This window comes from Leuconostoc mesenteroides subsp. mesenteroides ATCC 8293 (genome assembly GCF_000014445.1).
Classification (GTDB): Bacteria; Bacillota; Bacilli; order Lactobacillales; family Lactobacillaceae; genus Leuconostoc; species Leuconostoc mesenteroides.
In genome coordinates, this window is record NC_008531.1 from 646,453 (window position 1) to 669,911 (window position 23,459).

General features: G+C 38.9%; 17 protein-coding genes. 15 read left to right on the plus strand and 2 right to left on the minus strand.

Translation table 11 applies throughout. The features are described 5' to 3' along the window. Positions 1-39 precede the first annotated feature (39 nt). Complete coding sequence (locus tag LEUM_RS03315) at positions 40-939, plus strand: RluA family pseudouridine synthase (RefSeq protein ID WP_011679478.1); 900 nt, start codon at positions 40-42, stop codon at positions 937-939. A gap of 3 nt (positions 940-942) precedes the next feature. Continuing rightward, the gene (gene mgtE / locus LEUM_RS03320; RefSeq protein WP_011679479.1) at positions 943-2,307 is read left to right on the plus strand and encodes a magnesium transporter; all 1,365 of its coding nucleotides are present in this window, start codon (positions 943-945) and stop codon (positions 2,305-2,307) included. A gap of 54 nt (positions 2,308-2,361) precedes the next feature. Here mgtE and LEUM_RS03325 read toward each other — a convergent pair whose 3' ends face one another. Further along, positions 2,362-2,859, minus strand: coding sequence for a hypothetical protein (locus LEUM_RS03325; RefSeq protein ID WP_011679480.1), 498 nt, complete (start codon positions 2,857-2,859; stop codon positions 2,362-2,364). Positions 2,860-2,863: 4 nt separating this feature from the next. Then, complete coding sequence (ade, locus tag LEUM_RS03330; protein ID WP_011679481.1) at positions 2,864-4,519, minus strand: adenine deaminase; 1,656 nt, start codon at positions 4,517-4,519, stop codon at positions 2,864-2,866. 208 nt (positions 4,520-4,727) lie between these two features. Here ade and glmS point away from each other — a divergent pair, with 208 nt between their 5' ends. The 13 genes from glmS to recD2 all read left to right on the plus strand — a co-directional run bounded on the left by glmS (position 4,728) and on the right by recD2 (position 23,456). Continuing rightward, a complete protein-coding gene (gene glmS, locus LEUM_RS03335; protein ID WP_011679482.1) occupies positions 4,728-6,533 on the plus strand; it encodes a glutamine--fructose-6-phosphate transaminase (isomerizing) in 1,806 nt (601 codons plus the stop codon). Positions 6,534-6,650: 117 nt separating this feature from the next. Then, positions 6,651-7,430, plus strand: a complete 780-nt coding sequence (locus LEUM_RS03340; protein WP_011679483.1) for an isoprenyl transferase — start codon at positions 6,651-6,653, stop codon at positions 7,428-7,430. Then, positions 7,430-8,224, plus strand: coding sequence for a phosphatidate cytidylyltransferase (locus tag LEUM_RS03345; RefSeq protein ID WP_011679484.1), 795 nt, complete (start codon positions 7,430-7,432; stop codon positions 8,222-8,224). The genes LEUM_RS03340 and LEUM_RS03345 overlap by 1 nt, the downstream gene beginning before the upstream one ends. 53 nt (positions 8,225-8,277) lie before the next feature. Continuing rightward, the gene (gene rseP / locus LEUM_RS03350; RefSeq protein WP_011679485.1) at positions 8,278-9,531 is read left to right on the plus strand and encodes an RIP metalloprotease RseP; all 1,254 of its coding nucleotides are present in this window, start codon (positions 8,278-8,280) and stop codon (positions 9,529-9,531) included. A gap of 50 nt (positions 9,532-9,581) precedes the next feature. Continuing rightward, entirely contained in the window at positions 9,582-11,300 is a 1,719-nt protein-coding gene (locus LEUM_RS03355; RefSeq protein ID WP_011679486.1) for a proline--tRNA ligase, read from the plus strand. A gap of 55 nt (positions 11,301-11,355) precedes the next feature. Further along, positions 11,356-15,669 (plus strand): PolC-type DNA polymerase III, encoded by a 4,314-nt coding sequence (locus LEUM_RS03360; RefSeq protein ID WP_011679487.1) that lies wholly within the window; start codon positions 11,356-11,358, stop codon positions 15,667-15,669. 73 nt (positions 15,670-15,742) lie between these two features. Continuing rightward, on the plus strand, positions 15,743-16,150 hold the full coding sequence (locus LEUM_RS03365; protein WP_011679488.1) for a phosphate-starvation-inducible protein PsiE: 408 nt from the start codon (positions 15,743-15,745) through the stop codon (positions 16,148-16,150). A 130-nt stretch (positions 16,151-16,280) separates the two neighbouring features. Continuing rightward, positions 16,281-17,192: a ribokinase gene (gene rbsK / locus LEUM_RS03370; protein ID WP_010295137.1), complete on the plus strand. Its 912-nt coding sequence runs from the start codon at positions 16,281-16,283 to the stop codon at positions 17,190-17,192. Then, positions 17,192-18,604, plus strand: coding sequence for an RsmF rRNA methyltransferase first C-terminal domain-containing protein (locus LEUM_RS03375; protein ID WP_011679489.1), 1,413 nt, complete (start codon positions 17,192-17,194; stop codon positions 18,602-18,604). The genes rbsK and LEUM_RS03375 overlap by 1 nt, the downstream gene beginning before the upstream one ends. Before the next feature lie 156 nt (positions 18,605-18,760). After that, positions 18,761-19,876, plus strand: coding sequence for a BMP family lipoprotein (locus tag LEUM_RS03380; RefSeq protein ID WP_011679490.1), 1,116 nt, complete (start codon positions 18,761-18,763; stop codon positions 19,874-19,876). Positions 19,877-20,026: 150 nt separating this feature from the next. Beyond that, the gene (locus LEUM_RS03385) at positions 20,027-20,371 is read left to right on the plus strand and encodes a DUF1831 domain-containing protein (protein WP_010289985.1); all 345 of its coding nucleotides are present in this window, start codon (positions 20,027-20,029) and stop codon (positions 20,369-20,371) included. A 44-nt stretch (positions 20,372-20,415) separates the two neighbouring features. Beyond that, a complete protein-coding gene (locus tag LEUM_RS03390; protein ID WP_011679491.1) occupies positions 20,416-21,069 on the plus strand; it encodes a histidine phosphatase family protein in 654 nt (217 codons plus the stop codon). After that, positions 21,069-23,456 (plus strand): SF1B family DNA helicase RecD2, encoded by a 2,388-nt coding sequence (gene recD2, locus LEUM_RS03395; protein WP_011679492.1) that lies wholly within the window; start codon positions 21,069-21,071, stop codon positions 23,454-23,456. The genes LEUM_RS03390 and recD2 overlap by 1 nt, the downstream gene beginning before the upstream one ends. The last annotated feature ends 3 nt before the right edge of the window (positions 23,457-23,459 follow it).

Genomic DNA, 23,459 nt, shown 5'->3' on the forward strand with positions numbered 1-23,459 from the left:
ATTGTAGTATATAATTTAAGTTATTGAATAAGATTAAATATGAAATTTACTTGGAAATATAGTGGTAATGAACAGCGTAAAGTGCGTACTTTTTTGCAAAACCATGGCGTTTCACATAGAATGTTTAGCCAGATGAAGCATAACGGCGGCGCAATCTTGGTTAATGAAAAACCAGTTTATACATCCGATTATTTGAAGAATGGTGACATCGTTACGATTGTTATGCCTACGGAAAAAAGTAATGACTTGGTTGTGCCGGACTATAAACCATTAGACATTATATTTGAAAATGAACATTGGCTAGTTGTTGATAAACCATACGGTATAACAACGGTTCCAGGACATGCTGATCGTTTGCATACTTTGGTCAATCAAGTTAAAGGACATCTCGAAACAATTAAGGCTGATGATTTAGTTCCTCATGTTGTTACTCGCCTCGATCGTGATACATCAGGAATTGTCTTATTAGCCAAGCATAGATTTGCCCATGCTGTCTTGGATCAACAATTACAAGACCACACGGTTGAAAAATTTTATTTGGCTTATCCATCAGGAATTTTAGCGGATGATCATGGCGATATTAATGCACCAATTGGTCGCATGGATGGTGATTTTATCAAAAGAGAAGTCCGTGATGATGGCAAACCATCTCGCACAGAATATTGGGTAGAACGTCGTTATGAAGATGATGAACAAAATATGACTCGTGTGAAGGTGCAATTGCATACAGGACGAACACATCAAATTCGTGTTCATTTTGCCAATATAGGGCACCCTTTGGTAGGGGATACTTTGTATGGTGGACCAGCGTGGCATGGATTACAAAGACAAGCGTTGCATGCTTATCATATGAAATTTTATGATCCCTTCATTGAGGAATACCGAGAATTTAATACGCCTTTACCAGACGATTTAAAAACTTTGAGAGATATAGAGTAAACAGTGGAAGAAAAATCAGAACAACTACATCAAAATATCGCTCATCTTTCTGATTTATTGCATTCAGGACAAGATGAGGCTTTTGTGACGTCATTTAATGCGCTACACGACTTTGAAATGGGACAAGTGTATAGTGGATTGCCTGAGCAATTACGTGCAGTAGCATGGCGATTACTTGACAATGAAACATTAGCGACTGTTTTTGATAATATAGATGTTGATGATGAAGATATTGATGACCTCTTGCAAGAAATGCCTCCTCAAAAGGCGGTTCAAATTTTGCGCAATATGTATGCCGATAACGAGGTCGATCTTCTTCAGGAAATGCCAACGCGGTTAGTTGCAACCTACTTAAGCTTAATGCCAAAAGATGAGGCTGAAGATATTCGTAAGCTGATCAATTATGAGGAGCAAACTGCTGGGTCGTTAATGTCAATTGAGTACTTGGCAGTTGAGGCAGATTTGCGTGTTGATGAAGTGATGCGTTTAGTTAAGCAACAAGCACTTGAAGCTGAGGCGATCAACTACGTTTATGTATTGGATAAACAAGAACGGCTAGTTGGTGTTATTTCTCTTCGTGATTTGTTAACACATCCTGATGATATGTTGGTATCGGAAATCACGAAAGACAGAATTATCAGTGTTAAAGCTGGTGATGATCAGCAAGACGTTGCACAAATTGTGGCTGATTATAACTTCATATCCATTCCAGTTACAGATGATAATGACCGATTATTAGGTGTCATTACAGTTGATGATATTGTGGATGTTATTGATGAAGAGGCTGTTGAAGATTATTCTGGATTGGCTGCCGTTAACGTTAGCCAAACAGATGATACGGCGTGGCATTCGGCGATTAAACGTATTCCTTGGCTGATTGCACTTCTTTTATTAGGAATGTCAACGGCTACACTGATTAGTTCATTTGATGGTCTGGTACGAAAAGCGTCAATACTGGCTGTGTTTATTTCTCTGATTACTGGTACAGCTGGTAATGCTGGGACGCAAGCATTGGCTTTGGCTGTCCGGCGCTTAGCTGTGGGAAGTAGTAATAGTGCCGTCAAAAATTTCTTGAGTGAAATTCTTGCAGGGTTTTTAGTAGGGACAGCAACGGGTTTCTCGGTTTTTCTAATTGTTACTTTTTGGAAGCATAATTATCAACTGGGTCTTGCGGTGGGAATCGCGATGGCAGTTGCCATTATGGTAGCCAACCTAGCGGGGTATTTGATCCCTGAACTTATTGATAAATTAGGCATGGATCCGGCGGTAGCAAGTGGTCCATTTATTACAACTTTATCAGATTTAACTTCAGTTCTAATTTATTTTAATATTGCGCAATTATTTATTTCACATTTTACCGGTGCATAAAACTAAAACACAGAAAAAAAGCAATGGCGGTTCTCATCGCTATTGCTTTTTTGTTTATATGATTTTAAATATTGGTTTGATTTGCTTCGCAAAGTTACCATCAGGGTCATTGACAAATGAAGCGTAGTCTTGCCAATATTTGTCTGATAAAATAATTGGTTCAGCAATGTTATCGGGGATGTATTGGCGAGGAATCGCACCATCCTCAGTAACGGGGCCGTCATAACTGTTGATGAAGTCCTGCATTTTTTTCTCAATGACAAGCGCCTGTGGACCAAACCAATTATATGGTTCTCGATGGATATTGCTTTCATCAATATTAAATAATTCGTCACGATTAATCACTTTAAATGGATGGACCAAAGTAATAAATTTAACTTGACCAGTGTCACTAACTTCGGCTAATGCGCCTGCCATTTCAGAAGGTAGGTTTGGTTGTTGATGCACCGTTGATGCCAGAAGTAGTTGGCCTGCATAAGAAATATCTAAAGTTATGGGTTGCCCAATGATCATTGTTAATAATTTTTCTGGGGAAATACTTAATGCTCTCATTTTTTTAATCCTGTACTGTTATGAAATCAAATTTTTCGAAATCGAATAGGCCTTGATCGGTAATCTTTAAACTTGGAATGACCGGTAATGCCATGAACGATAAAGTTAAAAATGGATCAAATGGCACGTCACTGATTTCTGAGAAAGCTTGTAGTAATTGCTGGTTAGTTTTGATGACATTTTCAAATGGTTGATCTGACATTAAACCGCCAATTGGGAGTGGTAGGGTCGTAATTTTACCATGGTTAACGACAACTTGGCCACCGCCGATTTCATGCAGCGTATCTGCTGCTAAAATCATGTCGTCGTCGTTTACGCCTGCTATAATCACGTTATGGGAATCATGAGCAATAGTTGAAGCAATCGCACCATCGCGCATGTTAAATCCTTTGATGATACCGACACCATGGCCAAGATTGTGATAACGTTCTGCGACTACAATTTTAGCGAAAGTTTCGTTTGCAACGAACAGCCCTTGCTCAACAGGAACTTCTTCCACAGTGTGCTCGGTGGTGATGTGGTGAGGTGTGATATTGATAATATGTGCTGGTTTATCAGATTGGAGAGGTAAGGCGATATCGGATTTGGTTAATGAGAAGTTTAATGATTGGTTGGCTAACGGTGTGACAATTGATTGATTGTCTTTATACCAATGACCACCAATCATGACTTTTGGTGTCTCCAAATGTGCTAAATCATCGAATACTGCTAGATCGGCCACAAATCCATCTGTCAATGCGCCGATATTTTGTAACTTATGCGCTTGAGCGGCATTATACGTTGCTATCGTAAAAGCAATTGCTGGATCCATACCATTTTCAATGGCAAGTTTCACGCTATAATCAATGGAACCTTCACTTTGGATGTCGTTAGCTGTTTTGTCATCTGTGGCAAAAGAAAAGTGTGATTGATTGGCCATTGTAATTGCAGGTAGTATTGCTTTTTCATCACGCTCAACCGTGCCTTCGCGAACAAATATGGAGAAACCAGCATTTAAGCGTTCTAATGCTTCTTTTGCATTCTCACTTTCGTGATCAGTGTCAATGCCAACATTTCGATAAACTGCAAGTTGCTCCGGAGTTAAACCGGCAGCATGCCCGTCAACATGTCGACCAGCATCTTCAGCATCTTTAATTTTTTGTAACATATCGGGATCAAGATTTGCTACAGCAGGAAAATCCATAACTTCTGCTAAACCGTTGACTTCCGGCACGCTATAGAATGGCTTTAAAGCATCAGCGTGAAGCGTCGCTCCAGCATGTTCAAAAGGTGTAGCGGGTACTGAAGAAGGTAACATGTAATGAATGTTTAGCGGTGTTTGTTTAGCATCTTCCAACATATATTGGATGCCAGACACACCAGCTACGCTGGCAATTTCATGGGGATCTGCAAATATTCGAGTGATTCCATGTGGTATAACCAGTTTTCCGAATTCACTGGGCGTGAGTAATGAGCTTTCAATGTGTAAATGGGAATCTATCAACCCAGGCACAATATATCCGCCACCAGCATCAAAGGTATTTTCAGCTGTTAAGTCACTTCGCTTTCCGCGGTATAAAATTTGATTATCGTTAATCCATAATTCTGTATCGTCAAATTTTAAATTAAATACATCTAGAATTTTGGCATTTTTGATGTGCCATGTAACGAGTTTTGTCACAATATGTCTCACCTTCAATTTTTTTATATGATACCATAAACTCATATTGTATAGAAGAAATATTCTAAATAGTAATGTTGTACCAATCACTTTTTATAAGGTATACCAATAATTAAAAAGTTGTTTGACAATGGCTTTTAAGCTGTGTAAAATAACACTTGTGAACAAAATAAAAAATAAAACCATTTTTGAAAGTAGGACTATATAAATGTGTGGAATTGTTGGATTTACTAGTTTTAATCAAGTGTTACCAACTTTGTTAAAAGGTCTAGAAAAGCTAGAATATCGTGGTTATGATTCAGCTGGCGTGTATGTAAATGATGGTGACCAAGGAGACTATTTGGTCAAGGAAACAGGCCGTGTAGCTGATTTGGAACGTGCTACGGAAAATAAGAATATCAAGGGTACTTCGGGTATTGCTCATACGCGTTGGGCAACTCACGGTGGTGTATCTGTTGAAAATGCGCATCCCCATGCTTCAGAAGATGGACGTTTCTACTTAGCACACAATGGTGTGATTGAAAATTACGATGAATTACGTGATACATATTTGCAAGGTGTAAAACTACATTCTCAGACAGATACAGAAGTTGCTGTCCAATTGATAGATAAGTTTGCAAAAGAAGAGAACTTGTCAGCAGTCGACGCTTTTAAGAAAATGATTGCTTTACTAGACGGCAATTCAGCATACGCATTCTTGTTGATGGATCGTCAAGAACCCGGGATTATGTATACTGCTAAAAAGAAAAGTCCTTTACTGATTGGTGTTTCAGATCAGGGAAATGTGGTGACCTCTGACGCTGCTGCTATGTTAGATATAACCCATGACTTTATCGAATTGATGGATGATGAAGTAGCGATTGTTGAGAAAGATAAAGTGACATTATTCAATGCGCAAGGAGAACCAATTACCCGGTTACCATTCCACCTCGATATTGATGCTGCAGAAACAGATAAAGGTGTTTATCCATACTACATGCTTAAAGAAGTGGATGAGCAAGCAATTGTTACTCGCACGCTTTCTCAATATTATTTTGATGACGAGAATAATATTCAAAATATCGATGCCAACATTATTGATGCGATGAAAGCGGCTGATCGCTTATATATTGTTGCTGCAGGAACATCGTATCATGCCGGATTAGTTGGCAAACGGTATTTTGAACAATGGGCTAAGATTCCGACTGAAGTCCATATTTCTTCAGAATTTGCTTATGATCAACCAATGCTCAGTCAAAAACCATTCTTTATTTTCTTGAGCCAATCAGGTGAAACGGCTGACTCTCGTGAAGTTTTGGATAATATTACGAAACAGGGCTATCCAACCTTGACTATTGCTAATGTTATGAATTCAACATTAACACGAGAAGCTGACTTCGCATTACCTCTACTCGCCGGACCGGAAATAGCGGTTGCTTCTACCAAGGCATACACGGCTCAAATAAGTGTTGAAGCTATTTTAGCCCACGCTATTGGTCATTCAGGATTGAATTTGAAGCTTGAATTGGCGAAAGTAGCTGTTGAAATGCAAGTGATCATTGATCAAAAAGAAGATTTTAAAGCAATAGCAGAAAGTGCATTATCTGGACAGCGCTCAGCATTTTATATCGGACGTGGCCTAGACGCTGCCGTAGCTGTTGAGGCGGCACTCAAGTTAAAAGAAATCTCCTACGTGCAAACGGAAGGGTTTGCTGCTGGAGAACTAAAGCACGGTACGATCTCACTTATTGAAGAAGGAACACCAGTTTTTGCACTCCTTACACAAGCGAAGACAGCTGGATTAGTTCGAGGTGAAATTGCACAAGTTGCCGCACGTGGTGCTAATACAATTGTCATAGCAACCAAAGAACTGGCTAAAACTGGCGACGCCTATATTTTGCCAGAAGTCAATGAACTACTGATGCCATTATTGGAAGTGATTCCAGCTCAATTAATTGCCTATTACGCAACTCTAGATAGAGGGTTGGATGTTGATCGACCTCGAAACTTGGCAAAGAGTGTAACAGTTCAATAAAATATAAAAATCGATAGAAATATTCTTATCGATTTTTTTTGTACGCAGCGTTTCATTCTGGTAAAATGTACTAGATACCATTATGCAAAAAAATATTGCATACGAAGGAGGAGCGTTTTGGCGCTTTTTAAAACAAAAGAGAACACCGTTTACGATACTACGCAACTTAAAATTCCAGAGCATATTGCAATTATCATGGATGGTAATGGTCGATGGGCAAAGAAACGCTTAATGCCAAGAGCTGCGGGACACAAGGCTGGCATGAATACAGTAAAGCGCATTGCGTCTGCAGCAAGTGATATGGGCGTTAAAGTCCTGACACTATATGTATTTTCTACGGAAAATTGGTCACGTCCCAATGATGAGGTCAACTTTCTAATGCAGCTGCCAATCGCTTTTTTTAATGATTTCGTACCTGATTTGATTAAAAATAACATTCGAGTTTCTGTTACTGGAAATGTTGATGCGTTACCAGCAGCGACTCAAGATGCTGTTAATAGAGCAATTGAAGAGACTGCCAGTGGTACCGGCATGGTTTTAAACTTTGCAATGAATTATGGCGGACAAATTGAAATTGTTGATGCTACAAAAAAAATAGCCGAAGAAGTAGCCAAGGGCCATTTGTCACCGGATGATATTAATTCGGAAGTTTTCGCTGCCGCCTTACAGACAGCACACTTGGGAGACTTGGCCACACCAGACTTGATGATTCGAACCTCTGGTGAATTGCGCTTGAGTAATTTTTTGCCATACCAAGCCGCTTACGCAGAATTATATTTTACTGATGTTCTATGGCCTGACTATTCTTCGGATGATCTAATGACAGCCATACAATCTTATACAAAACGAGATCGACGATTTGGCGGTCTCAATGATGAAAGTGAGAAACAAGCTTAATGAAAACACGTGTTATTACAGCAGTCGTTGCTTTAATTATCTTTGTGCCATTGTTAGTAATTGGTGGTATGCCTCTTTTGATTTTGACGTTAGCCATGGCAGTTGTTGCTATGAGCGAGATACTACGTATGAAACATCGTTTTTTCGTATCTGCGGAAGCATTGCTGAGCTTTGTTGGTGTTATTGTAATTACACTACCGAAATCAACTTGGCAAGATATGCCATTTAATATTAATGGAAGCGTCATTTTTTATATTATTGTCTTCTTACTTTTGCTACATACCGTTTTGAGTCGTAATCATTTTAATTTTGATGATGCAGGAACATTGGCGCTGACGATTGTATATGTTGGTACAGGATTCCATTACTTTTTTCAAGCAGATAGTAAGGGGATTGCTACGGTCATGTTCGGTATGCTGATTGTATGGATCACTGATTCAGGTGCTTATATGGTTGGTCGTGCCATTGGAAAAAATAAACTGGCTCCTAAAATCAGCCCCAATAAAACTTGGGAAGGTTCTATTGGTGGTAGCATGGTAGCTATTATTGTGATTCCGGCATTATTTACCATCTTCCATTGGTTGCCGGATTATAACTTCATCGAATTGCTAGCGTTTACGGCCATTTTGTCAATTGCTGGTCAGTTAGGTGACTTAATTGAATCCGGTTTCAAACGTCATTATGGTGTGAAAGATTCGGGTAATATTTTGCCTGGACATGGTGGCATATTAGACCGTTTTGATTCAATGTTAATCGTTATGCCTATGATGGCCGTATTGGGTATACTCAATTAAAAATGATTTTGCAAGATTATTAGATTTCTTCAAATCAGGTAGGTGCTAAATTTATGAATGTTACATCAATTATTGCTTTTATATTTGTGTTTGGCGTGCTCGTTACAGTGCATGAATTTGGACATTTTTTTGTCGCGAAAAAATCTGGTGTATTAGTTCGTGAATTTGCAATTGGAATGGGACCAAAACTGCTCAGTTGGAATCGAAATCATACAGCCTATACTATTCGCATACTACCTGTAGGTGGGTATGTTCGTATGGCTGGCATGGATGAAGAACCCGATCTGGATGCAGGTCAACGATTACGTTTGACTTTTAATGAACAGGGAAAAGTCACAAAAATAGATACACAAATAGATGAGGCTGGGATCGGTGTGCCTTTCCAAGTTGATTCGTTCGATTTAAGTGACGCTTTGACCCTGACGGGATATTCAGACAATGCCACAGACATGACGACTGTACATGTTGATCATGATGCAACGATTATTGAGGAAAATGGTGTTGAGGTTCAGGTTGCGCCACGAGATGTATGGCTACAAAGCGCCAAAGTATGGAAACGTGCGTTAATTAATATTGCTGGTCCAGTTATGAACTTTATATTAGCCCTGGTTATTTTTTCAGGAGTAGGGTTTGCCATCGCTAGTGTGGGTTTAAATGAACCTATTATTGGCACCGTTCAAAAAAATATGCCGGCTGATCAAGCTGGTCTAAAAGCTGGTGACGAAATCACACAAATTGATAGGGTCAAAACGACTACTTGGGACCAAGTTGCCAATGCTATTGGTAACTCTAAGGAAAGTCAGCTGAACATCACAGTGTTACGCAATGGTCACAAAAAGCAGGTTGAAGTGAGACCAAAAACTGTTAAAATAAATGGTGTGCAGACTAAACAAGTTGGTATCATCGAAAAAACACACACTGATACCATTTCACGTCTAAAGTATGGTTTAATAAATACAGGTGCGACAATTAGCCAAATATGGCATGCATTAAGCCATCTATTTACTGGTGGCTTTAGCTTAGATAAGCTTGGTGGCCCTGTGTCTATTGCTAAAACAACTTCATCCGTAGCAAAAACAGGATTCTTAAACATATTAATATTTATGGCTATGCTATCACTTAATTTGGGTATTATGAATCTAATTCCAATTCCAGCATTGGATGGTGGTAAACTCATTTTGAATTTGTTGGAGGGTATATTACGTCGACCTTTGCCACAGTCATTTGAAAACGCTGTAACTATCGTTGGCGCTGTATTTATGATTATTTTAATGATTGCCGTCACTATAAACGATATTTTAAGATAAAAACTGGTGCTATCGGCACCGTACATAACAACAAAACATAAGGGGAATTCATGAAACAGTCGAAATTATTAATGCCAACATTGCGGGATATTCCAGCAGAGGCTGAAGTAAAAAGCCATCAACTTTTGCTAAAAGCAGGGTATATTCGCCCAATTGCAGCGGGAATGTTTTCATATTTACCATTAGCAAAACGAGTTTTAAATAAAATTGAAACAATTATTCGTGAAGAGATGGATAAGATTGATGCCAACGAAATGTTGGTACCCGAAGTCTTACCAGCCGAGCTATGGCAACGCTCTGGTCGTTATGAAACATACGGACCAGCTTTATATAAGTTTAAAAATCGTCAAGATCGCGATTTTATTTTGGGTCCTACGCACGAAGAAACTTTTACGCAATTAATTGCTGATGAAATTAAGTCATACAAGAAATTACCATTGACTGTTTATCAAATTCAGGCAAAGTTCCGTGATGAAAACCGACCACGTTTCGGTCTATTACGTACTCGTGAATTTATTATGAAAGATGCTTACTCATTTAGTGCTGATCAAGAAGGCTTGGATGAGGCATTTCATAATATGGAAGAAGCCTACACCAATATCTTTGATCGACTAGGGCTCGAGTATCGTGCAATAGTTGGCGATGCTGGTGCTATGGGTGGATCAGATTCTAAAGAATTTTCGGCACCTGCTGCAGCTGGTGAAGATACGATTGCTTATTCTGATGCAACAGATTATGCGGCTAATCTTGAAATGGCTAAGGACTTTTACGAACGTCGATCTGCAACAGCTGAACAGTTGGCGCTTGAAAAGATTTCAACCCCTAACGAAAAGACAATTGATGATGTTGCCACACTTTTGGATAAGCCAAAGAATGAATTAGTTAAGACGATTATGTTCGTTGCAGATGACGAACTAGTTGCTGTTGTGACAACTGGCGATTTTGAAGTCAACGAAGTTAAGGTTCAGAATTATTTACATGCTGATTCGTTGGTTATGGCTGAAGAAGCGGATGTTCGTAAAGCAGTTGGTGCTGGATTTGGTTCATTGGGACCAGTTGGATTACCAGAAGAAGTTAAGCTTTTAGTTGATGAGAGAGCAGCTGATCTAGCTAATTTTGCCGCTGGTGCTAATGAAGATGGGATGCATTATGTCAATATTAACTGGAATCGTGATGTTGACTTACTCGCAGAAAATGTTAGTGATTTCCGTACAGTACGCGAGGGTGATTTAGCCATAGATGGTAAGGGTAAATTACAGTTTACTTCAGGTATTGAAATTGGTCATATTTTTAAACTTGGTACGCGATACTCGAAAACCTTAGGCGCACAAGTTCTGGATAATAACGGACGCCAAACCGATGTTATCATGGGATCGTATGGTATCGGTGTGTCACGTTTATTGAGTGCTATTGCCGAACAAAAGGCTGATGAAGATGGATTAGTTTGGCCTGCTAGCGTAGCACCATTTGACATTCATATTGTTCCAATTAACATGAAGGATGAAGACCAAGCTCGTGTGGCTGAACAGCTAGAGACATTGTTGGTAGCGCAAGGCATGGAAGTATTAGTTGACGACCGTAAAGAACGAGCTGGCGTTAAGTTTGCTGATGCGGACTTGATTGGCCTACCAATTCGTATTACAGTCGGTAAAAAGGCTGACGAAGATGTCGTAGAAGTCAAAGTTCGAGCAAGTAACACAAACATTGAGATGCGAGTTAGCGAAGTCGTGGATTCTGTCTCAGTACTGCTAAATGCGTCAGAAAAATAAGTATATTTAAAATTGCCGATATTTTATCGGCTTTTTTACTCAAGTAGAGGATAAAATGAAGTTAACGCAACAAGAACAATTACAGCACTTACTTACGCATATTCAACTGCCAGAAGAAATTCATCATTATTTTGATGACGGTTGTTTGTCTCAAGTTGATGTTTCAGTTAGTCAAAAAATGTGGCTTTTTCATGTCGAAATTGAACAGATACTGCCGGTAAATGTATACATGCAATTTCAGCAGTATTTACGAACTGCGTTCACTAATATAGCAGTGGTTCAACTTCAGATCACCACGCCAGTACAGCAAGTTAACGAAGAAGTCGTCAACTCTTATTGGCATCTAGCGCTACAAGAATCAAGTCTCAACCATGCGACAACGCAACAACTTGCTAGCAACACAATACTAAAGACAATTGAAACGAACCACTTTGGTGTTGCAGTCGGCGCATCAATTTTGTATCGCGCACTGACTGCTGAGGTTATCGATTCAATTGCGACAGTTTATCATTCTTTTGGATTACCAAAAATTAAGTTGACTCCAAAATTGGATGAACAACTTGAGCAAGAAATTCAAGAAAATGTGGCACAACATCATGCTAGAGCGCGTGAAGATTTGCAGAAAGCAATTGTTGCCAATGAACAATCAAAGCCTAAAGTTTCTAGCGAAGGTGTTTCGTTAGCTTTAGGGCGTAAGATACCTGCTGATGCTGAAATTACACGTTTAGATAGTATAGATGGTGAAGAAAATCGTGTCGTTATAGAAGGATATATTTTTGCGGAAGAAATAAGAGAGCTACGTTCTGGACGGAAACTACTAACACTCAAATTGACAGATTATTCAAGCTCGATTTCTGCTAAGAAATTTTCAAACAATGAGAATGACGAAGCTGTTTTTGACGGTTTAAAGTCTGGTTTGTGGGTGCGATTAAGTGGAAATATTCAAGAAGATCAATACGCACGTGAATTGGTGATGAACATATATGATTTGCAGGTTGTAGATCATGCTAATCGACAAGAAGTTTATCAAGGTGAAGAAAAACATATTGAATTGCATGCACACACTAATATGTCAGCGATGGATGCAGTTACTGATTTTTCAGGCGTTGCGAAATTAGCAAAAAGCTGGGGGCAAACTGCCTTGGCTGTTACTGATACTGGTAATGTTCAGGGATTCCCTGAGGCATCAGCTGCTGGTGCAAAAAATGGTTTGAAAATGATTTATGGCATGGAAGCTAACTTGGTTGAGGATGGTGAGCCTATTGGCTTTAATTTAGATCAAACCGAGTTATTGAATAAAGACACTATTTTTGTAGCTTTTGATCTTGAAACAACTGGTTTATCGGCAGTGACAGATCGTATTATTGAGTTATCAGCGGTTAAAATGCAGTTGGGTAACGTAATTGAGAAGTTCTCAGAGTACATTAATCCTGGATTCCCACTTTCTGAGTTCACCACCAAGTTAACTTCTATTACCGATGCTATGGTTGCCAATTCAGATACCGAAGAAAATATTATTAAACGTTTTCGTGAATGGTCTGGAAATGCCGTCTTGGTTGGGCATAATGTTACATTTGATGTTGGCTTTATGAATGCTGCCTATACGCGCTATAATCAACCCATTATCACGAATGCTATTATTGATACGTTACCATTTACACGCTGGTTATACCCTGATTATAAGTCTTATAGATTAGGCACAATCGCCAAGCGTTTCAATATTAATTTGGAACAAGCGCATCGCGCTATTTTTGATGCAGAAACCACTGGACATATCGCTTGGCGATTAATTAAGGAAGCACACGAACGTTATAATTTAAACCGACATAATGAGTTGAATGATCGCATGACTGAAGGAGACGCTTGGAAGCACGGGCGTCCCGTGCATGCCACTTTGCTAGTTCAAAATGCAACAGGTTTGAAAAATTTATACAAATTAGTGTCTCGATCTAACATTGAGTTTTTTGCTCGGGTACCGCGTATTCCGCGTTCTATATTAGAACAGTATCGCGAGGGACTACTTGTAGGAACGGGTGATACCAGCGGTGATGTGATTATTTCTTTGATTGAAAAGGGTATTCAGGAAGCAGAGAAAAAAGCAGCGTATTACGACTTTATCGAAATACAACCAACGGCAAATTATCAACCGATGATTGAGTCAGGGTTAATTGCAACGGAAGAAAAGTTGCAGAGTATTTTGAAAGATATGGTGGCTATTGGGGATAAACTTAAAAAGCCCGTTGTAGTTACTGAAGATGTAAAGTATACAAACCCAGAAGACAAAATATATCGCAATATTTTAATCGCTACACAGCCCGGTAATCCACAAAATCGCACAGCTTTACCAGATTTGAATTTCAAGACAACTCAGGAATTACTTGACGATTATGCTTTTATGGGCGCTGATTTAGCAAAAAAGTTGGTCATTGATAATACACATTTAGTTGCTAATATGCTTGAAGATATTGAACCTTTGAAAAGCGGATCTTATCCACCAAATATTCCTGGCGCTGGTGATGAATTAACTGAGAGAACTTATCGAACAGCTAAACAATGGTATGGTGAGCCAATACCCAAAGAAATACAGGCCCGTATTGATCAAGAACTGAAAGCGATTATTGGAAACGGTTTTGCGCCACACTATATCATTGCGCAAAGATTAGTTGCTAAGTCAGTTAAGGACGGCTATTTAGTCGGTTCACGTGGATCAGTTGGCTCCTCTTTTGTAGCTACAATGTCTGGAATCACAGAAGTAAATCCATTACCGCCTCACTATCGTTCTGCACATGGAGACTACTTTGAATTGGTTGATCCGAAAGAATATGAATCTGGTTATGATTTGCCTGAAAAAGAAGACCCAAATCATCCAGGTGAATTTTTAATTGGGGATGGACAAAACATTCCTTTTGAAACTTTCATGGGCTTCACAGGAAATAAAGTGCCTGATATTGATTTGAATTTTTCTGGTGATTATCAACCAATTGCTCATAATTATATGAAAGTTTTGTTTGGCGAACATAATGTATACCGCGCTGGAACCATTGCGACCGTTGCTGAAAAAACAGCTTTCGGCTATGTTAAAGCTTATGAGCGCGAACATGACCAACATTACCGTGGTGCTGAAATAGAGCGTTTAGCGCAGGGGATGACGGGTGTGAAACGTACTACTGGACAACATCCGGGTGGTATTTTAATTGTGCCCCGTGAATATGAGGTCTACGATTTTACTCCGATTCAGTATCCTGCGGATGATCAAAAGTCCCTTTGGCAAACTACGCACATGGATTATCATTCAATCCACGATAATTTGCTCAAGATGGATATATTGGGTCACGATGATCCCACAATGGTGCGTACATTAAAAGATATGTCTGGTATTGATCCACAGTCAATACCTGCAAATGACCCAGGCGTATTAAGCTTATTTACCTCAACTGAAGCTTTGGGTGTTACGCCAGAACAGATTTTTTCCAATACTGGCACACTAGGATTACCAGAGTTTGGTACAAACTTTGTGCGAGGAATGTTGACAGAAACACAGCCACACACATATTCAGAATTATTACAAATTTCTGGTCTATCGCACGGAACAGACGTTTGGGTAGGCAATGCTAATGAATTAATTGAAAATGGAACAGCCACCATTGGAACAGTAATTGGAACACGTGATAAAATTATGACTGATTTGATTAATTGGGGTGTTCCTGCAGCAGATGCTTTTAATATTATGGAAAAGGTCCGTAAAGGAAAAGGAATAACAGAAGAATATCAGAAACAACTACGTGAAGAAAAAATCCCAGAGTGGTATATCCAATCAATGCTTAAAATCAAGTATATGTTCCCACGGGCGCATGCTGCTGCCTATGTGTTAATGGCATTGAGGATCGCGTACTTTAAGGTTTATTTTCCAACAATCTATTATGCAACTTACTTTTCTGTACGTGCTGATGCATTTGATATCGTAGCAATGAGTCGGGGTAAAGATGCCACTAAAGCTGCTATTCAGAAGTTGAAGTCACTTGGAAATGATGCAACAGTTGGGGATAAAAACTTATTGACTGTTTTAGAAATGGCCAATGAAGCCTTGGAGCGTAACATTACTTTCGCTATGGTTGATTTAAACAAGTCTGAGGCGCTTGAGTGGGTGATTGATGGGGACACCTTAATTCCACCTTTCGTTTCTTTGCCAGGCTTGGGTGATAACGTTGCTAAGCAAATTGTAGCTGCACGGACCGAAAAACCATTTATCAGCAAAGAAGATTTAAAGAAACGTGGTAAGGTTTCACAAACAATTATTGAGTTTATGACATTGCATTCTGTTTTAGATGGATTACCAGATGAAAATCAGTTAAGCTTGTTCGATTTTTAATTATTATGTTAAACTTTTAATACAGATATGCAGTTGTTGTTCATCTATCTGTTCGTATTAAAGGGAGAAAAAAATGAAACATGAATGGCATCAAAAAGTCGCTGGATATTATGAATATGTCTTGAACATTATGATGATTTTGATTGGTATCGTAATATTTGGATTTTTAATACGTGAAATCTGGAATTTAGCACAGATGCTATCGATCAAGAATATCTCAGGACATTTCACTGAATTAGCTGAACAAATCTTAATTGTATTTTTGTTTTTTGAATTTTTGGGGATAGGCAGAGAGTATTTTGTCAAAGATGCTCATATTTCTACTGATAACTTCTTGTATATTGGTGTGACAGCGATAGTTCGTGCTATGCTGGTATATCACGATCAAACTTATAAGACCTTAATGCTGGCAGCTGCAATATTTTTATTGATTTCAGCGCAAGCTATTTATCGCTATTTCCGGCCTAAATACAGATCTTAAAAACTAATTATTAGTTTAATAATTAGTTTTTTTATTTTGTGCCTATAAAATAATATGAATCATCTATGCTATTAAACAACCATTTCATGGTATGATAATAAAAGAAATTTTATCAAAATTGGACGGGAACATGACTAAAAACATTGTCGTACTCGGCAGCTTGAATGTCGATAATATTATGAAAATGCCACGTATGCCACTGGTTGGTGAAACGATGGCACTTACTGAAGTAACAACAGCACCAGGTGGTAAAGGGGCTAATCAGGCAGTTGCCGCATCACGACAAGGAGCAAATGTTTCATTTATCGGTGCTGTTGGGAATGATGCAAATGGGCAGTTTATGAGAGCAACATTACTCACCAATGGTGTCAATGTGGACGCAGTGTCAACAAATAGTGATGTGCCAACTGGATCAGCATACATTATGTTGCAAGAGAGTGGTGCAAACACAATATTGATTCATGGTGGGGCAAACCAAGCCTTAACGATTGAGGACATAAATACAGCGTTAATTGCGCAAGCTGATGTGCTAATCGCACAATTTGAAGTGCCGTTCGAAGTTATTTTGGCGGCATTTAAAATTGCTAAAAAAAATAATGTGCAAACAATCCTAAATCCAGCTCCGGCTGTGTATGAACTTACTCCAGAATTAATGGCTGTCACTGATATTGTGCTGCCCAATGAAACAGAAGCGCAATTACTGACGGGCATCAATGTTATTAATGACGAGGGTGTTTTAAACCGAGTTAGCGATGCCCTACAAGCGAAGGGAGTCCAACGGAGTATTATCACATTAGGAGAAGCGGGATCATTTATCGCTGATGGTCAAAAAAGATGGTGGGTACAACCTGAAAAGGTAGACGCACAAGATACTACCGCGGCAGGTGACACTTTTATTGGTACATTAGCCAGCGTCATAGCACCTGATTTTAGTAATTTAGATGATGCTGTGCAGCGGGCCAACATTGCTAGCGCAATCGCTGTAACACGTCCAGGTGCTATTCCTTCAATTCCTACAGATAAAGAGGTTGATAACTATTGATGTTGCCTGAAGACTTTAAAAATAAATACAATCGGATCCTCGGCGATGAGTATGAAGATTTTTTATTGAGTTTTGACGAACCGGTTCAAAAAGCGTATCGTGTGAATCCGTTAAAGCCATATCCTGTCATCAGTGATACAGAAGATCATGGTAATCTTCCCTATGGTAAATGGGGACATTTTGGAGCTGTTAACGGGCATTCAGTAGATCACGTTACTGGTGTGGTTTACTCCCAAGAACCGTCAGCGCAATTTGTGGGTGAGGTTGTTCGGCCAAATCCTGGCGAACGCGTTTTAGATTTAGCCGCTGCGCCAGGTGGAAAATCAACCCATCTAGCAGCATTCATGGGACAAAAAGGGCTATTATGGTCTAACGAAATATTTTTAAACCGCGCTAAAATTTTGAGTGAAAACATTGAGCGTATGGGTATTAAAAATGCGATTGTCAGTTCACATACACCAGCTGAGCTGAGTTCAAAATTACCTGGTTTTTTTGATAAAATTTTATTAGACGCCCCTTGTTCTGGTGAGGGGATGTTTCGTAAAGATCCTGGTGCGATAGCCTATTGGCACGAACATTATCCAGCAGAGAACGCCACGAGGCAGCGTGAAATCCTCACAGAAGCTGTTAAAATGCTTCGTCCGGGAGGGCAGATAGTTTACTCGACTTGTACATTTGCTCCAGAAGAGGATGAGCAAATAATCAATTGGCTCATGGCGGCGTATCCTGAATTTAGTTTGGTTTCGATTGAAAAGCCGGATGGCGCTAATCTTAGTGATGCACGTCCTGAATGGATAGACGAAGCTTTTGTCAATGGAACAACTGAGCACAGTGCGACGACGACAAAAGATGTGATGAAAAAAGCTGCAAGATTGTGGCCACATAAGCTGGAAGGGGAAGGACATTTTGTGGCGAAGCTTGTTAAGGCTAATGGTGATTACGATGATGTATCTGTTGTCAAACCGCTTAAGAACAAACCATTAGATAAACAACAACGTGAAATCTTATCTAATTTTTTTGAGGAAGCACTGATTACATTTGATCAAAAAGCGAATGAATATGTTTTGTTTGGTGACCACTTGTATATGGCACCAATTGGGACACCAGATATTTCAAGTATGAAAATATTACGTCTTGGCCTTGAATTAGGTCTATTTAAGAAAAAAAGGTTCGAGCCAGCACATGCGTTAGCTCTGGCTTTAAACCCTGATGAAGTTAAACAGTCGTATGAAATGAATCCTGAGGAGTGGGCACAATTTGTCCACGGAGATGTCATTCAGACAAGGCTGGACCTAGACAAAGGTTGGGTATTAATGACTGCTAATGGCAACGGTGCTGGATGGGGACGCTACGTTAACGGACAAATTAAGAACTTTTTTCCAAAAGGATTGCGGTTTGTTGTTAAAAAATAAAGTGTGTTGGGGACATTTTTTTAAAAAAACAAGGACTGAAAATGGCCTTGTTTTTTCTTCGCGGTCACGTAAAATGTATTAATGTTAGTATCTGAGAAATTGCTACACTAAACAAGATTATTTACTTGAAAACAAGGTGAAATGGGAGAAATTATCATGAATAGGTCAACAAAAATTTTTACTGGTTTAGCAGCAGCTGCTGTGATTGCAGGTGGCATTTATGCAGCTACCAGTCACAACTCATCTAGCTCAAAAAATGCAAATAAAAGTGCTACTTTAGGATTGGTCTTAGATGTTGGTGGTGTTGATGATCATTCCTTTAATCAATCAGCATGGGAAGGCGCAAAATCTTATGCCAAGGAAAACAATTTAAAGGCTGGACAAAATGCAGCAGTTACATATTTTAATACAAAAAGTCAGTCAGATTTAAATCAGAATTTTAATTTGGCTACAAAAAGTAAAAAATATGACATTGTCTACGGTATTGGTTACTCGTTAAACCAATCAATCAGCAAATCAGCAAAACTTAATCCAAAACAGAAGTTTGTGCTAGTTGATGATATTGTCAAAAACCGTAAGAATGTAGCAAGTGTGATGTTCCGTTCGGAGCAATCTTCTTACTTAGCTGGTGTAGCTGCAGCAACCAAAGCAAAAGAAAATGGTGAAAAAACAGTAGGCTTTATTGGTGGTATCCATGGAAACATCATTGACGCTTTTGATGCAGGGTTTGAAGCGGGCGTGAAAGCAACGGATTCATCATTGACAGTTCAAAAACAATATGCAGATTCTTTCTCTGATTCTGCCAAGGGAAAGACTATTGCGGCTGCTATGTATGCTTCTGGTATTCGCACAATCTTTGCGGCCGCAGGATTTGTCGGTAATGGCGCATTTGCTGAAGCTAAGGCTGAAAATACAAAGTTAGATGCAGACTCAAAAGATCGTTTGTACATTATTGGTGTTGACCGTGATCAAAAATCTGACGGATCATATACATCAAAGGATGGGAAAAAGGTCACATCGACGATGGCCTCTTCAATTACTTCAGTTGGCGATGGTGTGAAAAACATTGCTGATAAATATAATAAAGACAAGAAGTTCCCGGGTGGTAAAACAATCGCTTATGGCTTGGACGATCATGGTGTTTATTTAACAAAGTCTGAATTGACTAAGTCTCAAAAGGCCGCAGTTAAAAAGGCAGAAAGGTCAATTATCAATGGTAAAATTACAGTACCAAATCATCCTAAGGGTTCACAATTTAACCAAAACTTTTAAATACTAGAAGCTATTCAGTTGAATAGCTTTTTTTGTACTTAGCTGTTGCTATTTGGTACTATATTCGTTCAAGAAGTTTATTGGTAGCAAAGCATTTGACCGAAATACTTGTTATAATATTAATTAGACAAATCAGGGAGAAAATAAGACATGGCTTTTGACAAAACTGTAACGATACCTGGCGATAAAACATATAAACTTAGTAATAATATTAAAAAATATACGCTTGGAGATCTTGGCTTTATTACAAATAAAGCTGGTGTACATATATTACACCGTGCTTTAGAACCAGAAAAAGCGCTCGATAATGCTATTCAATTGAAAGTCTCAATCAATCAAGAACTGACTGGATTTAAAATGAGTACAGTTTCTGCTGGAGATGTTGTCCGAGTTGATATTTTCAAAAACAATAATGCTGCTGAGTTGGTGAAACTTTATTATTTTTTCGTGAATGAGTTAATTGAACGAGGCGTTCTGGAAGAAATAAATGAATAAATTTCTTTTGAAGTGGTTAATGCAGGAGGCCTAAGTAATTAATTATGACAAAATTTTATTTTGTACGACATGGACAAACTGAATGGAATCTTGAGCGCCGTTTTCAAGGTGGGCATGGTGATTCTGAATTGTTACCTTCGAGTTACAATGATATGAAAAAAGTGGGCAAGTTCTTGAGTAAAATCAAGTTTGACCACATTTATGCTTCGCCAATACGTAGGGCACGTATTACTGCGATTAACATCGCTAAACAACTAAAATATAAACCTGCTTTATCTTTGCGGTCAAATCTAGCTGAAGTTGGTTTGGGCGCATGGGAAGGTGAACTAGTTGCTAATGTAAAAGAACAGTATGCATCAAGCTTTGACAACTACCGCAATGATTTAGATAAATTTGAAGGTAAAGAATTTGGTGGCGAGGGATATACAAAAGCTGAAGCCCGGTTTGTTCGTTTTATTAAAGCAACCGCTAATAATTTCCCAGAAAGCAATATTTTAATTGTTTCTCATGGTATGGAACTGTCTTTTGGAATAAATGGCTTACTAAAGCAACACCGTATGAGCATTCGTGAGCGGGGTGGCTTGACTAATACATCAACGACTATTTTATCAACTACTGATGGTGAGAATTTTGTGATAGAGGACTGGAATAATACCAGTTATCTGAATAAGAAACAGGATGATTCGACAACAATTTGATGGCATACCCGGAAAAACAATTAGATAAAATAACTGGCACGTTACAAAATGTTATTTTTTCATCGACAGAATCCTATTTTAAAATTTTGTCGGTACATATTGAAGAATCAACTTTAGAAGATTGGCAAGAGCCAGAAATGATTGCCACTGGAACATTTGCTGACGTCCAAGAAGGAAGTGTATACGGATTTTATGGCCAATTGGTTCGACATCCAAAGTACGGACAGCAATTTAAAGTCGATCATTACGAAAATGAACTGCCTCCCGATGAAAACGGGTTGATTAAGTATTTTGCTAGTGGCCAATTTACTGGAATTGGTAAAAAAACGGCTGAAAAAATTGTTAATCATTTGGGATTGAATGCTGTCAATCTAATTCTAGATGACGCAAAAATTCTTGACGGTATTGTAAAAGCAGAAACAGCTCGAAAACTGGCGCGTACGTTGCGACTTAACTTAGGTCTAGAACGCTTGTTCCAAATTGGCAATCAATTTGGTATTGGTGCGGACATTGCCGGACGTTTATATGATCAATACGGTAACGAGGCACAAGACATTTTAACGCAAGATCCTTACCGTTTAGTATTTGAATTTGATGGCATTAGTTTTAAAAAAGCCGATGATATTGGTCATAAGGTTGGTGTAGATAAATTCGATGAACGGCGTATGCAAGCCGCTGTTTACGCAACAATTATGAATGTGACGTTTCAATATGGTCATATGTTTTTATCACACGATCAACTATTATTGTCAGTCGAGCAAATGTTGCATCAAAACAATACCGAAATGTCGAATCAAATTCAAAAGGCCATCCAGAGCTTAATTGAAAGCAATATTTTGGTTAACGATGATGGCCGTTATTATGCGAAAAGGTTGTACATTGCTGAAAAAGAAACGGCTATTAACTTAAAACGATTATTAAATACAAGTTCTCCATTGAATATAACAGCAAATGATATTGATGAATCATTTGTGACGCCTGGAAAAATGACGCTCGATCAGATACAAGTTGAGGCGGTTAAAACTGGGTTGAAATCACAAATTTTCTTGTTAACAGGTGGACCAGGAACTGGAAAAACGACAATTATCCGCACAATGGTCGCCACTTGGAAGAAAATGATTCAAAATCGTGCAAAGTTTGCAGACAATACTAAAGATTTTCTCAAAAATTATCAGGTCAGAATGGCTTCACCAACAGGACGTGCAGCAAAGCGGATGACTGAGGTAACGGGTTATGATGCTTCGACAATCCATCGGCTACTGGGTATTGCTGATTTGGATGAGCCAGAGTTTAATGCGGATAATCCTATCGCAGGCGGTCTACTAATAATAGATGAAGCGTCGATGCTAGATATTGAATTAACTTCAAAATTGCTAGCAGCGGTTCCAAATGGGATGAAGGTAATTATCGTCGGAGATAGCGATCAACTACCGTCGGTTGGACCAGGCAATGTATTAGAGGATTTAGTGAGTAGCGGAGATATCACTCATATTGAATTAGAAGTTATCTATCGACAAGGCCGTGGGAGCAGCATTACTGAACTTGCAACGCATATTAAAAACGGTGAGTTACCAGCAGATTTCTTAGAGAATCAACCAGATCGTTCGAGTTTTATGGTAAATTCAGAGCAAGCTTCGCAAGCAATTGAACAAGTGGTTGCATTGGCGATTAAAAAAGGTTACACGCAAGACGATTTACAAATATTAACCCCAATGTACAAAACATCTGCCGGTGTAATTGCCTTAAATCAAATGGCTCAAAAATTGTTCAATCCGCTTAAATCAAATCAAAAAAGTTTGCAGTTTGGAATGACAATTTTCCGAAAGGGTGATAAGGTCTTACAGCTAGAAAATGACAGCGAGCGAGATGTTTATAACGGAGATATGGGCAAAATAATTGCTGTCCAGTACAAGTCTGACATTGGCAATGATGATAATGAAGATCGCCTCATCATTGATTTTGATGGTAAAGAATTGGCTTATCCCAAAAAAAATTTGAATCAACTGTCATTAGCGTACGCTACGACCGTCCATAAAGCACAAGGTAACGAGTTTCAATTGGTTATCATGGTTTTGACAAATCATTTTGGTTTAATGCTTAATCGAAATTTATTATATACAGGAATTACCAGAGCCAAAGAGGCTTTGATTCTTGTGGGAGAATACACCGCATTTGAACGTGCTTCACGCACACTGGTGCCGAAAAGATTCACATTCCTGCAACAAAGGTTGAGTCACAGCAAAACTGAAGTTAATGAGCACGATAGTTCAGATGAATCGGAAACTATCCCTGAAAAAACACCTCATTTGACAACAACAATGGTTATTAGTAGTGCGGTTAATCCGATGATCGGAATGGAAAATATTACCCCATATGATTTCATGTAATCG

What these genes read in the sequence shown, in the direction of transcription:
- LEUM_RS03385 (WP_010289985.1), top strand. Translation starts at nt 20,027, where the DNA reads ATGGCTTTTGACAAAACTGTAACGATACCTGGCGATAAAACATATAAA.
- recD2 (WP_011679492.1), top strand. Translation starts at nt 21,069, where the DNA reads ATGGCATACCCGGAAAAACAATTAGATAAAATAACTGGCACGTTACAA.
- LEUM_RS03365 (WP_011679488.1), top strand. Translation starts at nt 15,743, where the DNA reads ATGAAACATGAATGGCATCAAAAAGTCGCTGGATATTATGAATATGTC.
- rbsK (WP_010295137.1), top strand. Translation starts at nt 16,281, where the DNA reads ATGACTAAAAACATTGTCGTACTCGGCAGCTTGAATGTCGATAATATT.
- LEUM_RS03380 (WP_011679490.1), top strand. Translation starts at nt 18,761, where the DNA reads ATGAATAGGTCAACAAAAATTTTTACTGGTTTAGCAGCAGCTGCTGTG.
- rseP (WP_011679485.1), top strand. Translation starts at nt 8,278, where the DNA reads ATGAATGTTACATCAATTATTGCTTTTATATTTGTGTTTGGCGTGCTC.
- LEUM_RS03360 (WP_011679487.1), top strand. Translation starts at nt 11,356, where the DNA reads ATGAAGTTAACGCAACAAGAACAATTACAGCACTTACTTACGCATATT.
- glmS (WP_011679482.1), top strand. Translation starts at nt 4,728, where the DNA reads ATGTGTGGAATTGTTGGATTTACTAGTTTTAATCAAGTGTTACCAACT.
- LEUM_RS03325 (WP_011679480.1), bottom strand. Translation starts at nt 2,859, where the DNA reads ATGAGAGCATTAAGTATTTCCCCAGAAAAATTATTAACAATGATCATT.
- LEUM_RS03375 (WP_011679489.1), top strand. Translation starts at nt 17,192, where the DNA reads ATGTTGCCTGAAGACTTTAAAAATAAATACAATCGGATCCTCGGCGAT.
- LEUM_RS03390 (WP_011679491.1), top strand. Translation starts at nt 20,416, where the DNA reads ATGACAAAATTTTATTTTGTACGACATGGACAAACTGAATGGAATCTT.
- LEUM_RS03345 (WP_011679484.1), top strand. Translation starts at nt 7,430, where the DNA reads ATGAAAACACGTGTTATTACAGCAGTCGTTGCTTTAATTATCTTTGTG.
- LEUM_RS03355 (WP_011679486.1), top strand. Translation starts at nt 9,582, where the DNA reads ATGAAACAGTCGAAATTATTAATGCCAACATTGCGGGATATTCCAGCA.
- LEUM_RS03315 (WP_011679478.1), top strand. Translation starts at nt 40, where the DNA reads ATGAAATTTACTTGGAAATATAGTGGTAATGAACAGCGTAAAGTGCGT.